This is a genomic window from Sphingomonas hankookensis (genome assembly GCF_001619955.1).
In the GTDB taxonomy this organism is placed as follows: Bacteria; Pseudomonadota; Alphaproteobacteria; order Sphingomonadales; family Sphingomonadaceae; genus Sphingomonas; species Sphingomonas hankookensis_A.
Genome location: NZ_LQQO01000045.1, coordinates 1 through 15,143 on the forward strand (window position 1 = coordinate 1; position 15,143 = coordinate 15,143).

Below are 15,143 nucleotides of genomic sequence, written 5' to 3' on the forward strand. Positions count from 1 at the left end.
GATAGGGGGTCCTTTTTGGACGCCGATTGACACGCTTGCTTCGACAATCCCGCAGCTGTTCGGACAGCGAACTGCCACGACCGACGCCCGTTGCCCGGAAGTTCAATGCCGTCATCGCCGCGATCAATGTGGCCAACGAACCTACGCCGCCCTCCAACCTTTTGATGGTCTGCGTATCCACTCCGATTCGGTTGGCTAGAGCCCGTTGCGATAGACCCGATGCGCGGCGGACGTCCCGCAATTCCTCGATTAGTATCTGACCCCTCCGTGGTTCATATCCTGACCTACTGGTTCGTGCGAGTTGCCATAATTGACCAGCCCCGCAGTGTTAGTCTTCAGTGGCGTTTGGTGGAAAGCGGCCCGGCGGTTTTAGGACAAAAGTGACTTTTCCGCCGTTCGTTCACCCACCATCAGATAGGAGCTACGACCCCCAATAGCGGTCGTTCAGCGCGATCGCGGAAAAATCTTGACGGAGCAGCGTCCGCGCATGCAGCCGCCCGAGATGCGGTCCCGCTGCGTCTTGGCGCGTGCGTGATCCTCGCAGTCACATAGTACCCGGTTCGTGGGGCAACACGCCCGCCTCACCCCAACGCATCCAGCCGTTGTAGAGCGTCTTGTGGAGCCCATAGGCGCTGAATGCATCGCTCCAGCGCAGGCCGTTCCGGTTGACGAACACAATGCCGCTCAACACACGCCTGTCATCCACCCGAGGCTTGCCATTGCTTTTTGAGAAGAACGGCCGAAGCCGCTCGACCTGCTCATCCGTCAGCCAAAACAGGTCACCCATTCCGGTTTCGTTGCGGAGTCTGAATCAGATCGCAACGCTCACATCAATGGGTCCTGACTCGAGCGTCGCCCTCGGCTGGTAGTTCCGCCCTGTTTCAGGCGACCCGTTGCTGAAGACGGCGTCCGAAGGCCTCTGCTTGCCGCTCATATGCCTTCCGTGCCGTTGTCGGTAGAAGGAGATGGAGCAGTCCCCGCGCGCGAGACAGCCCCGCGTAGTGGAGCATGGCCCATCGGTCGTGCCCCACCTCCTCCATGTCGATGGCGATCACGACCTGCCGCTCGAGCCCCTTGAAGGAATGCATCGTAGTGAAGAGCAGCGCGCCGGCCTTCAGCGCCGCTTCGTCGACCGGCTCGGCGAGCTTTCGGCCCGCGATCTCACGGCGGCCGGCGAGCATCGAGTTCTCATGCCGCCGGGTCGAGAGGATCGCTATGTCGCGCGACGGCACGTCGCGCGCGATGAGCTCGCGGACGATCGCGTCCAGCCGCGCGACGCCGTCGTCTCCGCCGGCATGGTAGTGGACTTGGCACTGCGGGCCGTCCGGCGCCCCCGCGACCGCGAGGTCGATGCCGGACGTGATCGAGGCTTGTACCGCGACCTGCCGCGTGTTCCGGCAGTTCTCGAACAGGTCGTCGAACGCGGGTGCGCCCTCCGCGAGCCGCTGCTCAACAGCGTCCTGCGTCTCGACTCCGTAGATGTTCTGGAGCGGGTCGAGGAAGAAGTGCCATCGGCCGCGCCTTAGCCCGTCCTCGACTAAGAGGTCGATCACGTCGAGATGCTCGGGCGTGAGTAGATCTTGGGCCTCGTCCAGCACGACCACGTCCCAACGCTCGGTGGCGCGCTCGCACAGAGCCTCGGCCGCGATCTCGGGGAACCGGCGCGGGAAGAAATTGGGATGCTCCGCATTCTCCGCGTCTAGGCGGTCGAGCATGCCCGCGGCTCTAATTAGCTCGTGGTAAAGCGCGTGGACGTGGCGGACTTCCGGCTTCGGGCCGTCGGCCTCCGCCGCGAGCCCCTGCCGGACATGGCTGGCGAGCAGCTGGTTGAAGCACAGCATGAGGACGCGCTTGCCGCCGGCCGCGAGCTGGCGGGCACGCTCGAGCGCGATCACCGACTTCCCGGTGCCGGCCGGTCCGCGGACGACGGTCCGGGGATTGGCCGCGAGCCGGCGCGAGGCGCGGATCTGCTCGTTGGACAGGTAGAGCAGTCGCGCGTCGACGCCAGTCAGGTAGCCGCCCAAGCTGAGCGCCGTCTCAAGGTCCGGGCGAAGGATCTGGCGGGCGAGCCGAATCTCGTCCGGCCTGAGCCCGCGGTAGTTCCTGCCGTGCTTGTCGGCGCAGACCTCGTGCCAGTGCCTCTGCAGGGCCGAGATGTAGTGGCCTAGCGTGTCGCGGAACTGACGCTTGTCTAGCAGCACCTCCGGAACGATTTCGGCGCCGGTTTGCCTGAATTCGGTGTAGGGCATCACGACCCCGAAGCCGAACAGCGCGTCCTTGAAAGATCCGTTCGCCTCTTGGAGCCTCGACTTGACGGCGTTCATCGCTCCGGACGCCTGCGTCCAAGGGCTCTCGCGCTTGCTGTAGCTCCTGAAGTCGCCGGAGAAGGTCCAGACCCCATCCGAGCAGGACACCTTGCCGCCCTTCACCTCGAGCGCGAACACGCCAAGGGTGGAGAGCACGATCATGTCGGCTTCGCCCCAGATCTTGGTCTCGTGCCCCGGCAGGCCGAGCGAGTGCAGCACCACCCAATCATCCGGAAGCTCGCGCCCGAGCCGCTCGTAGACGAGCCGCTCGCTGTTGGGACACTTGTCGGGGACGTCGGGGATCAGGACTGCCATGAGGCCTCCGGAGCGATCGGGCCGAAGAAGCCCTCGAAGGTGCTCTCGGCGTCGCCCACCAGCACGGCGCGGTCGAGCTCGCGGTTGAAGCGCTCGCAGGCGGTCTCCGGCAGAAGTAGGCAGCAGTGGCATGCCGCACCGCTCACCCGGTCCCCTGATTGCTTTGGGTCTGTCTCTAGGCAGACAGGGTCGCTTCCGCACCACCCCGCGTTCGCGAGTGTCCGCAAGATGATCGGCTCGAGCAGCTCCGGCTCCGCGAGACGCACCAGTCCTCCGAGACTACCCTCGGAGTCGGGTGAGCCTGTGTATACGAGCACGCCGTTCATGATCCGGTTCGAGTCCGAGACGTAGAGGCGTTCCCGGAGCGCTGAAGCCGAGTAGCCGCATTCCACCGAGATCTGGCGGATCAAGGCGTGCGCGAACGAGTGAACGAGCAGTAGGCGCGCCGTGATGGTGTAGTCGCGCTCGTATCCCCGCTGCTCCGCGATCCGCCTGCTGCGTGCCTCCAAGATGTTTGCGCGCTCCACCGCACCGGGACTGGCGGCGATCCACTTGTCGACCGCTTCGGTCCGGAAGCGGAGAAATATGCCCTCGCCTCTGATCTCCGCGCCTGGCAGCCACGAGCGTGGAGTCTTGGAGAGCGGCGAGACCTTCCCTTGGGCGATGGCCTCGGCGACGCGCTCGGCGCTCACCGGGTGCGGTTCGATCCGCGAGAAGCCGGCGAGCGCGCGCACCTCCCGCAGTCTCGAGGCGGCCCCGATCAGATCGAACCAGTTCGCCAGAGCTGGAGGAGGAGTCAGTGCCTCGTTCTGGAATTGCGGGACGATGCCGCCCACGATGGGATCGTTCCTATCCTGCGACAGCGCGTCGTATTCCTGCTCGCGCGCAGCCCGTTCCGTGAGCGCCGGTCCGCCCTCCTCGATCGCCCGGACCCGCCTGTAGGCGGCGAGGAGCTGTGCGACCGGCACGCCGTAGGTCTGCGAGACGCCCGCGAGCACCGATGGCAGCGCGGCGTCGGGAACGCCGTCGAGGAACATCCTAGACTGCTCGATGAGTAGGTTCAGCGCCTCGGATGCCGGCGGGATCGAGAGCGCCGAACCGACGACGCCGAAGTGTATGTTGGACGCACCGCGCTGCAGGGCGCGGACCGGCTCGCGGCAGTCGGCCTGCCGGTCGTGCAGCCAAGGCCGGAAGCCGTCGCACCTCCAGCCGCCGAGCGCGTCGGCGCCGAAGGCGGAGCCGAGCGACTCCCGCGTCGGCCGCTCGGCCGTGCCGCAGCCCTCGCAGGTGACGTAGAGGTCGGCGAGCGAGGCAGACTGCCCATGCGACCCGAGCTTCAGGAGCGGTCGCTGGCAGACGCCCTCCTGCCGCCCCCTGTGCGCCCACCACTCCCACGGGAAGTCGCTGAGGTGGCCCTTTCTGCACGCGACGACGAACCTGACGGGACTGGTGTAAGTGGTGGCGTTCCCGTGCGCCGTGCAACGCAACCGCGCGCCGTCGTCGGCGAGCTCGAAGGGAGCGCCCTCCTTCCCGATTCGGTGGCACTTGGGACACTCGTGCCACTCTGGGAACCTGACTGCCGGCGCCGCGCTGCGCGCGCGCACCTGTGTGGTACCCGCGAGCTGCTCCTTCACGGGTCCCAGCCGGAAGTGGCTGACGCCGAGCATGGACTGGAGCCTCTCCTCGCCGATGCGCAGCGCCGGGAGCGAGTTCACCCGCTCCCAGTCCTCGAGCCCCATCGGCATGAACGATCCCTTTTCGAGATCGACGATCGCGCCGATCCCGAAGGTCGAGACGAGCTGTGAGCGCCGGACGCTGCCGATCGGCTCGATGGCGTCCGTGGCGGCCGGTGCGGGCGCGAAGCGGGGCCGTCTGGCCATCACATTCTCCTGGTCACGGTCTTGAGGGCGAAGGCGGTCGAGGGCTCCACCTCCCGCATGGAGTTCGGCGTGGTCCAAGCGAGGGCTCCGGGCTGGCTGCCCTCCTCGGCGGAGGTCATGAGGTGCGGCTTGGTTCGCCCGTAGGGCGCCGCCCTCTTCCAGTAGACTAGATCCGTGCCTGAGGCCTGCGCGTTCTGGCTGCGCGCCGCCCATTCGGCGACGATGGCGTTCACGTCATCGGCCGATTCGGCCGCCTCAATGCCCAGCGACGCGGATGCCGCCCGGGAGCGGATCGCGGCGATCAGCGGCCCGACGTCCGGAGCCTCCGGATCGAAGGCGGCTGCCGCGTCATCGTCGTCCATTCCGGCGCTCAGGTGTCTTACGGCGGCCGCGACTACCGCGTGTAGCGCTTTGTCACGTGCGCGCGGCGCCCACGGGGTGACGCTGGTCGCCTCCACGCTGCGGTAGAGCGCTCCGTGGTAGGAGAGGAAGTGCTCGAAGTGTGACACGTCGCGAGGACGACCAAAATTGTAGAGGGTCAGCACCAGCCCGTCGATGCCGCGCCCCACGCGGCTGCTGGCCTGGATGTACTCCGCCGTGGACTTTGGCTGGCCGTTCACAAGCATGAGCCCGAGCCGCGACACGTCCACGCCGACCGATATCATGTTGGAGGCGAGCACGGCGTCGCGGGGCTCGGGATCGAACGGGTCAGACCCGTCGGGCAGCGGATTGGCGAGCTCATTGAGGTAGGCCGGAAGATCGCGGGACGAGACTCGGCTGCTAAGCTCAATGGCGTCGGTTTCGAGGCGCCTCGGCCTAGACCCGAGCCTGCTGGCGAGGAAGGCGATCTGGCGTGGAATGTCATCCTGCAGGAGGACGTGCGCGCCGCCCAGCTCGCGAAGGCTGTTGAAGTACAGCACGCTTGTCCAGAAGGGATCGGCGAGCGGCGGCTTGGCCCCGTTCTCGACGAGATGCGCGATGCCTTGGAGCAGCGCGGCCGCAGCCGCCTGCAGGGCGAACTTGGGGCTTCGTCCCGCGGAGCACAGGCCTAGGTAGAGCCGGTCGGCACCCGTCTCGTCGCGCACTGCGAAGAACGAGTCGCCGGCCTCGAAGCCGGATGGCGGGAACTGCAGCACCGGCCGGTCGAACAGGGCCCGCACCTGACGCGACGCCTGCCCGATGGTCGCGGTCGATCCGATCACCTTCGGCCTGACGCCATCTTCCGTGCAGAGCAAGTCGACGACAGTCTCGTATAGACCCGCCATGGAACCGAGCGGGCCGGATATAAGATGCAGCTCGTCTTGGATGATGAGACCCGGCCTAGTGCCACCATCGAGTCCGAAGAGTGCACGCAGGTCGCGCCTCCTCGGAAGCTGCGCGAACTTGTCGATTGTGCCGATAAGAAGGCTCGGCGGAGCGTCGTAGATGAAGTCGTCGACCGTCATGACCGGCAGCGGTTCGCCTCTGCTCGCGCACCGGGCGTTGGCACAACGGATCTCGATGCCGGAATCGGAGGGCGCGCGCGAGTAGCAGCCGGCGTCCAGCCCGCTCCCGCAAACGGGGCAGTCGAGGAGCTGCCGCGGCGTGGACTTGGGCTTCTGGTAGTCGTGCTCGAGGTCAAGCGCGTTCATCGCATCGCCCGTGCGGTTCGGAGTGGCGTCGCCTCCGACGTAGAGCCCGAGGCTGATCGGCGCCTCGCCTAGGTCGGCGCGCTCGATCCGGATCGCGTCGCACGCGCAGATCAGTGCGGCGGCCCGCTGGAACTGCTGCACGGTGAGCAGCCTCAACGTGTAGCGCATCAGCACGTCGACGCCGCCCTCCTCGCGGCGGCGCTCGCTCGTGAGCCGGCGGTGCAGGATCTGGAAGGCGGTCAGCCCCAGATACGCCTCAGTCTTGCCGCCGCCGGTAGGGAACCACAGAAGGTCGACATGATCGCGATCCGGATCCGACCCGTCGACCAGCCCTGGAAGCACCATGAGGATGTAGGCCAGCTGGAACGGGCGCCAGGTCAGCGGACCGGCCCGGTCCGCTTTTGAGGCGAACCGGGACTGCCGGTCCATCGCCTCGTTGGAGAGCGTGAACGCGCGCCACGCGTGGCGGTCGGTCCGGAGCGTGGCGATGCCCGCCCTGATCCGGCGGAGCGCGTCGCGGCAGCGCTGGAGGTTGCGCTCGGCTGCGTCCCCCAGATCCCCTTCGAACGTCGTGACCCGGACTGCCAGCGTGCTGTCGATCCACGCCTCGTAGGTGGTGGCGAAGTCCTCCAGCGCCGCCAGAACCTCTTCACGCCCTTCCTCTCGTGAGAGCCACGAGGCGGAGAGCGCCTGCTCGTGCCGGCCGAGGAAATCCCGGAGCGACCCGTGGCCGGATGCGCTCATGCCCTTGACCAGCGCGGCGGGCATCCAGGCGGTCTCGAGACGTGCCACTCGGCGCTGCTCGGACGGCTCCCACTCGACGGCCACTCCGTGACCGGCGGCGTATTCGAGCACGTCGCGGTAAAGGAGGGTCGCTGAGAGCGCGTCCTCGTCCGCCCCGACCGTTGCGGGCGCGGGCCGTGGCCTGATCGCCCCGCCGCCGTCCGCCGCGAGCGCCTTCACCTCCAGTCCCGACTGGAGCAGGCAGAACTCGTCGCGCATTCGGTCTTCGGTCGGCTGCGCCCTGTTGATGAGGGTCAGTGTCAGCACCTGCCGGCCGTCGGTGATCCGCCGCCTGACGTGCAGACAGACGGAGGGATCGGAGACCGGCGCGCCGTCGGCTCCGGAGAACTGGTGGACCCGCCACGTCCCGGCCGCGCCGGGCGCGATCTCGAGCCGGTAGTCGAGCTGTCGCCTCAACCACATGCGTCTGGGTTTTCCGCCCTCCTTCAGCGGTTCGCGCTCAATAGCTACGTAGCGCGCGGTTCGCGCGGTCGAGACCAAGATGGTAGCCTGCTCGTCGGCGGCGAAGGTCAGGCCGAGCGAGCATGGCCTGACGGCCCGGTATCCGGGCACGCCGGCATCGGCCTCGCCGTCCATCTCCTGCGGCGCACCGTCGTCTTGGTCGTCCTCGATCGCACCAAGGATCTCGCCCTCCGGCCAGAGGATGCCGGTGAGATAGGTGTCGACGGGCGCGGAGGCGATCTCCTCGTCGTCGGCTAGCGGGCCGAGCAGGAGAGCGGTCGCGGTGGACACGAGGTCGCTGCGGACCGGTCGGTGGTCGAGGCGGGTCAATCCTTGTCCTTCCACGTTTGGAAATCGCCGGTGCCGAAGAGTCCGACGCCAAGCCACAGTCCGCTCGTGCGCTCCGGTTCGCCAAGCCGGTCAGTGTCGCCGGCGGAGACCGTGCCGACCGACGAAATCCTGAGGTTCAGGATCGTGGGCGGCAGCTTGTAGCCTTTCTTGTGCAGCACCTTCAGCAGATCCTTCGAGAGCTGGTTGGCGGTCCGGCCGAGCAGCCTGCCCGGCTTGTTGCCCTCCTGGAGATGGATGTGCCACTCGGCATGGTCGCCGGCCCGATGCTTGCAGAGCATGACCTTACGCCCCGGCAGGGTGGCGGCCTCAGTCAAGAGAAGTGCCTGCAGCGCCTCCACGCCTTCAGCTCCTCCTAGCAGTTCGGGATCCGCGAAGCCGAGCGGGTCGATGTCGCCGCGCAGCCCCATCTCCATGTTGATCCACCGCTTGCGCCAGCATGACAGCCGCCGGCGCCCGTCGGCGAAATCCCAATGGACAGGGACGCGGTAGATCTGACCCGCGGGTGCGCGTTCGAGCGTCCGTCCGGCCCGTGTCATGCCAACGTAAGCGACGCTGGCCCGCTCCCCCGGATCATCTTCCACGCCGTCGTCTCGCTTCTGGCGCTCTTTCGGCTCGAGCAGGGTGACGGCGTCGAACTCCATGCCCTTGGACTGGTGGACGGTCGTGACGATCACGCCGCCCTCGGCGACGGGCTGGTCGTCTGGGAAGGCGTCGGGCCACGTGAGGCGGTCGCGAAGCTGGGCCATGTCGATGGCGTTGGCGTCCTCGGCGGCCCCGCTCGCACGCGCGAGCCGCAGCCAAGCCACCTCCTCGACCGGCAATCCCAGCCGTGCGCAACCCTCCTTACCCCAAGCATCTGCGAGATGGGTGTGGATGCGGCCGAACTGCGATCGCGGTACCGAAGTGGACCGCGCCTTCCTGAGCAGCGCTCCGATCCACGCGGGCGGCAGCGCGGTGTGCCTGCCGGCGTGCAGCCGGACGGGGACCGCCGTGGCTTCAGTTTCTTGGCCGTAGAGTGCCTGCAGCACCCGTAGCGCCTCCCCGTTGGTCTGCGTCAGTATCGCGCGGCTGCCTCCCGTGGCGGCCTCCAGCAGGCCGCGCCCCAGCGGCTTCGCTGGCTCCGGCAGCGCCGAGATCGCGGCCAGCATTACCCGGAGCTTCTCCCGTTCGGGACGGTCGCCGAGTAGGACGGTTCTAAGGCTCGACGACGTTTGTGCGAGGGATGCCTCCGCCCGGTGGTTCCTGACCAGTGACCCATGCGTGAGCTCGCCGTCGTAGAGCCGGCCTACCTCGTCCCAATACTGTTTCGGCGTCGGGAAGGGGGTTCCATCCTCGCGTGCGCCGCTGGCGAAGCCGTAGATCGCCTGCGCCGGGTCACCGAGAATCGTGAATCCGCAGCCTTCTTGGCCCCGGGGCGCCAGAAGGGCGAGAAGCGCCAGGACGAGGTCGCCGCGAACACCGGGCAGGTCTTGGAACTCGTCCACGACGATGTGCCGCCGGTCGCCGATGAAGCGGCGCACGTCGTCCCGGCGATCGCCTCCCATGAGTTCGGTGAGCGCGGCAATGTTGTGGTCGTGTGGTCGGGTGATAAGCGTTTGGGGCGCTTCGCCAAGCAGGCGGAGCATCCTGAACGCCCAAGAGTCGAAGGTCCTGATCGATAGGTGGCGAAGCTCTTCGACGACGCGCGCGTCAGTTTCGCCGATCCTTCCGATGCGCTGGGTCAGTGTTCGCACCGCGCTGCGCGAGAAGCTCAGGACGAGAAGCTGCGAGGGCGAGAGCTCCCGTCTGACGAGCCCCGCGAGCCGCCGGGCCGCGATCTCCGTCTTGCCGGTACCCGGACCCGCGTCGACCAGCATCCGTGCTGAAGCCGAGGCTCCTGCGATGCAATTGCGGACCGCCGTGTCGTCCGGAGGAGCCTCCGGCTCGGGCCTGTTGACGCGCGGCTGCCGTGGTCCGTCCGCCTCGTTGTCGAGTGGAGTTCCATTGATCTCGATCCGGCCCTCGTGCAGGCGCCAGAGGTGACGACGATACATCACCGCAGGTCCGCCCTTGGCTTCCCGGAGCGGACGTTCCACCGTCTCTATGAGCTTGCCCGCCTTCTCGACGGCGACCTGCACAGTGCTCATGATCCCTCCCGTTCGCAGGCTAGCCGGCTGTAAGGGAAACGCAAGTGGCTGCCATCCGGTCGTGTAAGCCGGGAGGCGACGAGTGCCTGCTTGAGGCAGGGCGATCGCGACGTCGGGCAGTCCCCTTTCCCGACTTACTCACGCCCGCCGCCTGCCACGGCGGGCGCGCTTCCGGAAGCATAGATGCGCGTCGAATATAGTGGTGGATCCGCGGGCTCATGCCGCCGCCCGCTCCCGCCCGGCTTCGAAGAACTGCCTGCAAAAGTGGTAGGCCAGCCGGTCGCGGTAGGTGAGGATGTTGTCCTCTACGGTCGCCACTTCGCAGTGCGGCGTGCCTCCGTTCGCCGGCCCCCGCAGACCGCGCCCGACCATCTGCATGTATCGGACCGCACTGAATACCGGTCGCGAGATCAGGATCATGTCCGACTTGGGTGCATCGAAGCCCGTGGTGAGCACCGAGTGGTTGCAGAGGACTCTGAGCTCGCCCTCCCGGAAGCGTCGGATGAAGTGCTGACGGGCGAGGCGGTCCGTCTCCCCACTGACCGCCGCCGCCGGGCAGCCGGCGAGGTGGAGCCGCGCCGCTAGGTACTGGCCGTGGGCTACGGAATTGGCGAACAGGAGGATGGAGGAGGCTTGGCTGGCGAGCACGTGCTCGAAGATCAGGTCGTTGCGCTCCCTGTCGTGTCCGATCCGTTCGATAACGTGCTCCGGCAGCTCCCCATACTGGTCAAAGTGACGTCGCTCCGCCTCGCTCAGCTCGACGGGCCGGTCGTATCTGATCGGGCTGTAACGCATCTCCGCGAGCACGCCGCGCCGCCTTAGGGCGTCGTGCAGGCCCGCTTGGTCACGCGGCAGCCATCGTCGATCAAAGCGAGCGGCGAGACGTGCGGACTCGTCCTCGTCGCGACCACGCCACGGGGTAGCGCTCAGCCCTAGCACGGGCGGCTCCCGGTCCCGGGCGGTCTCGGTCCCAGTCTGCACGTCGAGCCAGCGCAGTAGCGAGCTGTAGCTTGGCGCGATAGCGTGGTGACACTCGTCGATCACGACGACCCCGGGGCGGCTTAGCCATTCTAGACCGCGCACGTCGAACCGCAGGTTCAGCGTCTGAATGCTCGCCACGACGACGACCGGCTCGTCCGCGGCCGGAGGGCGTGGGTCCGGCTGGCCGGCCCAGAGCCTCGCGACCCTGAGATCTTGCCCCTCCCGGCCGAGGTTGGACCAGAGCTGCCGGAAGCACTGCACGGCCTGCTCGCACAGCTCGTCCGTCTGCGCGACCCACAGCGCGCTCCGCTCGCCCTCGCCGTTGAGGACGAGCCTCACGACGGCTTCCGCAGCCACCCTCGTCTTGCCGCCCCCGGTAGGCAGGCTTACGACCGCGCGCCGTCTTCCCCGTCCGCTCTCAATGAGCTCGCGAAGTGAGGCGAGGATGTCGTGCTGGTAGTCGTGCAGGTTCGGCAGAGGAGCAGGGCCTGAGACCAGCAGCTCGGGATCGCGCCTCACGCTGACGCTACTCCCGTACTCAGCGGGGAACCCCAGTTCCGTCGCGAACTCCCGCGCCCTCTCGCCGCCCCAGCGCTCGGGAGGCTGCAGGCCCGACGAGGCGAGCGCCGCTTGGAGTCTGGAGAGGATGGCCGGTCCGTTGATCGCGATGGCGAGTTCGGCGATCGTCACCGCCTCCGCCTTGCCGCACAGCGCGCGCACGGCCGGCTGCGGAAGGGTGGCGAGGAGGACGGCGGGATCGCCGCCGACTGCCCGCAGCAGTCGCAGCGGCAGGTTGGGCTCCGAGCGCACGTTCGCACGTGCTTCGGCCGCGCGGGCGCTGCTAAGCAAGGCCATGGCCTCGGCAGGATCGGTCGGGAGCAGCCCGAAGCCGTGGAGCGCTTGAACGAGCGCCTTGACGCCGTCCGCCCAAGACAGTGCGCTCATCCGGTCGCGGTCGAGAAGCACCACGCCGGTCGCGTCGCGGGCGACCGGAGGCTCCCGGTCCTGGTAGCCGCTGCGCTCCGACAGTCCGAAGACCCACATCGCATCGGGCGGGGTGACCGAGGCGAACAGTGGCGACAGCTCGGGGAATAGGCCGGTAAGAGGACCCGGCCTGTCCAGCGTGTCGTCGTAGGAGGTCTCGGTGTGTTCGGCGAGCAGCCGGGCGCCGGCGTCGATCCATAAGTCCGCTGCGGCGGGTGACAGGGTGATGAGGCGTCCGTCCTCACTTGCGCTGGCGGCTTGGTCTCTGTCGACGCTGACGAACACCTGATCGATCGGTAGTGGTCCGTCGCGGGTCGGCACGACCGGAGGCACAGCCCCGTCGCGGACTGCCCCCTCCCAAACGGGGCACAGCCTGTCGAACCGGTCCCTGACCTGCGCGGCGGCGGAGAACACCGCCGACCAGGCTCCGGCCACCTCCGTCGGATCGGCCGACTTCCCGCGACCGAGGGGATCGAGTTCGGTCGGCTCGGCCATCGCGCGACGGAAGGCGGTGACGGCCGCTCCGTCGCATAGCCCTGCGGCGTCCAGCACCAGTGCCGTCTCCTCCGGCGCCGCCCTCAGCGCGACGATGCTGTCGCCGATTCGCACCCGTCCATGCTCCGCAAGGATCGCGAGGAACGGATGCGGCGCGGTGAACTCTTCGTAATTCTCGCGACGGGTGAGATGACCGAAGGTCACCGCATCGAACAAATTACCGTCACCGTCGCCTCCGATGGCGGTCGTCTGCCGTCTTAGCGCCGCGATGCACTGGCTCCCCAGATCCGCCGCGAGCCCCGCGGGTGCGAAGGGCAGGATCTTCCAGCCGTGCGGCATGTCGATGATGCTCGCTTGAAGGACCCCCGTCTTGCCCCAGCGCGGACTGCCCTTCATCCTCGGCCAGCCGAGCGAGCGGAGGTTGCTGAAGTAGCCCTCGACCAAGCGCCCCGCACGCCCGGTGAGTTCGATGCCGAACCGGACGCCGGGCGGCGGCAGGCGTGCGAGCAGCCACGCCGGCAGCCGTGACGCGTGCGGTGCATGGAAGTCGCGGTCGAGCGCCAGCTCGTTGGGCACGTCGTCCGCCTCATCAACGGAGGGGACGACGAGCTCGTCGCGGGGCCTGAACGCGCCCGTCCTGTCACGGAACCTAAGGTCGTTTGCGTTCACGTTCGCCAAGAAGGCGGACGCCGCCTCTGGAGGAGCATCCGCGAGGTTCGCCCAGAACGGGACCCAGTTGTCGCCGCCCGACGCCTTTGCGGCGGCCAAGGCGCCGGCGAGCACGTCGCCCCAGACATCCTCCGCCATCTCCCGCACTCCGAGGATGCGCGTGAGCACGTCCTTGGATCTCTCGTCTGCGACGACGGCCGGGGCGACGGGCTCGAGGCCGGCCGGCGCGCTGCCGGACGTGATGATTGTCAGCGCGGCCGGCGCCAGACGCCCGCCGGCGGTGGGGATGATCGCCGCGGCGCGCAGATCCTGCGGGGCGAGAAGCTTGCGCTCCGCCGCGTCGCCGACGAGCGAGAGCAGCGCTGTCGCGGTGGTCGGGTCGATGCTCGCGGCGCGTTCCAGCCAACGAGGCGCGGTGACGATCCCCAAGGCTTCGGGCCTGCCCGAAAGGGACCTGTTGCGCCGGCCGGTCGCCTCCTGCGCGAGCGCGGTGAGCCGCGCCCCGCGGCTCCGGCCCGCTTGGCAGGTCGGGTGCACGAACGGTCCCGTGCGCATCTCGCCCGCGATGCCATGCCAGCGCCGCAGCAGCTCGGCGTCCTGTGTCGGATGCCGCAGCAGCTCGGCTGCGCGCCGGAGACTGCCAGTCCCGTCCGCCACAATTGGGCGGTCAGCGAGCAGGTCCCAAAGCGGCTTCACAAGCGAGGCCGCGATCTCGTCCTGCCGCTCGAGCTGTCTCGGAAGCGCGCCGATCGGGATGCCCGGGTCCTCAGTCGTCGCGAGGTAGCCCATGTGGTCGGCCATCAGCTTCGCGGCTTCCTGCATGAGGGCCTCGTTCCACGCCCCCTTGATGACGCCCGTGCGGTCGCTGTTCAGCTTCCAGGGCGCGTTAAGGATGCCTTCGGCGAGCGTCTGGCTCTGCGTGGGGAAGAAGGCCCAGAACTGTCCGGCCGCCTCACGCCCGCCGACCGGCACGGCCCATGCGAGGGGCACCTCGTCGCGGGCCTGCAGATGGAGGGCGTCAGCGATCGCAGCGGCATCCGTGATCCGAACCCGCCGTTGGAACACGCGCCAGCGGGTCTCGCTCTGTTCGTCGCCGACGACTAGGAGGTCGCCATCGTGCCTGCGCGTGATGATGCGCAGCGGACCCCCGTCCACGTTGAGCACGAGTTCCACGTCGGCGTCGAGGAAGAGGAGAAACTCCGCGGGAAAGGAGACCATCTCGCTGACGAGCCGCTCGCGGACGGCGGGGTCCGCCACCTCGGCGGTGACCACCGTCGTCGCCCAGTCGAGGTCTCCGTCGGGTCGAAGCGGCCCGCTCGGATCGGCGGGATCCACGGCCACCGCGAGGCGCATGCCGGGTGCGCGGGCGCCCGTCTCAAGTCCGAGCCGCTGCCTGATCGTAGTGCGGCACCATTCGGGGTCGAATCGCAGGCCGACGGAGCGGCTGACGATCTCGACTGCCCCGCCGAGTTTCAGGAGCGACTTGAAGCCAATGCCGAACCGGCCGATCTGACCGGCGCGCTTGGACGAGCTCCTCGCGTTCAGCAGGGCGACGATGCCGCCCTCGTCCAGCGCAGCGCCGGTGTTCGCCGCGACGATGCGGTCGCGCTCGAGCGTAATCTGGATGCGCCCGCTCGAGTCCCCGGCCTCTCCGATCGCGTCGGCGGCGTTCTGGACGAGTTCGAAGAGCTGCCTCCAAGCGTACCCGCCGGAAAGCACTTCCACCTCGGTCTCGTAGTGCTCGTTGACGTCGCGCGGCTGTGCCTCGTAGGCCCGCATGCGGCGTTCGCACTCCTCGACGATGAAGGGTGCGAGTCTATCATAGCCGCCGCTAGTCGCGGCGGGGTTCACAATTGCCATTCTGCCCCTGTCCCCCCTTCGTGCGCCGTCGAATGTGACCGATGTAGGCAGGCTTGTTAAGCCGTCATGGACACTCGATCGAAAGTCGATCAACCGAGCTGTGCCGGCGATCGGACGTCGGCCCGTTCAGGCTCATGCGGTCGCGCTGACGGACGGCCGTGTGATATTTTGGTGGTGATCCTACCGTCTTCATCGCGCAGCTCATCGAATGGTCGATACAGTTCGAGCGGCCAACGGGTTCCACTTGATGCGAGTCGAGTGAACCAGCCGTTTCCGAACGGTTGTCCGAAGCTGAGGGGC

At 67.9% G+C, this 15,143-nt stretch carries 6 protein-coding genes and 2 pseudogenes; all 8 read right to left on the reverse strand.

Annotated features, from left to right (window positions below):
* Positions 1 to 181: hypothetical protein (locus AVT10_RS18340; protein ID WP_420038515.1), on the reverse strand; the 181-nt coding region annotated here is incomplete at its 3' end.
* Positions 182 to 241, reverse strand: a pseudogene (locus AVT10_RS18965) (hypothetical protein); the annotation flags it as partial.
* A 330-nt stretch (positions 242 to 571) separates the two neighbouring features.
* Positions 572 to 787 (reverse strand): annotated as a pseudogene (locus AVT10_RS14595) (transposase); the annotation flags it as partial.
* A gap of 94 nt (positions 788 to 881) precedes the next feature.
* A complete protein-coding gene (locus AVT10_RS14600; RefSeq protein ID WP_066693042.1) occupies positions 882 to 2,621 on the reverse strand; it encodes a nuclease-related domain-containing DEAD/DEAH box helicase in 1,740 nt (579 codons plus the stop codon).
* Positions 2,609 to 4,501 (reverse strand): DUF1998 domain-containing protein, encoded by a 1,893-nt coding sequence (gene drmB, locus AVT10_RS14605; protein ID WP_066693043.1) that lies wholly within the window; start codon positions 4,499 to 4,501, stop codon positions 2,609 to 2,611. The genes AVT10_RS14600 and drmB overlap by 13 nt, the downstream gene beginning before the upstream one ends.
* Positions 4,501 to 7,707, reverse strand: coding sequence for a helicase C-terminal domain-containing protein (locus AVT10_RS14610; protein ID WP_066693044.1), 3,207 nt, complete (start codon positions 7,705 to 7,707; stop codon positions 4,501 to 4,503). The genes drmB and AVT10_RS14610 overlap by 1 nt, the downstream gene beginning before the upstream one ends.
* Positions 7,704 to 9,854 carry a UvrD-helicase domain-containing protein gene (locus tag AVT10_RS14615; RefSeq protein ID WP_066693046.1) on the reverse strand — a complete coding sequence of 717 codons (2,151 nt, stop codon included), beginning with the start codon at positions 9,852 to 9,854 and terminating at the stop codon, positions 7,704 to 7,706. Before AVT10_RS14615 ends, AVT10_RS14610 begins: the two co-directional genes overlap by 4 nt.
* Before the next feature lie 216 nt (positions 9,855 to 10,070).
* Positions 10,071 to 14,843: a DEAD/DEAH box helicase gene (locus tag AVT10_RS14620; protein ID WP_066693049.1), complete on the reverse strand. Its 4,773-nt coding sequence runs from the start codon at positions 14,841 to 14,843 to the stop codon at positions 10,071 to 10,073.
* Positions 14,844 to 15,143: the final 300 nt, after the last annotated feature.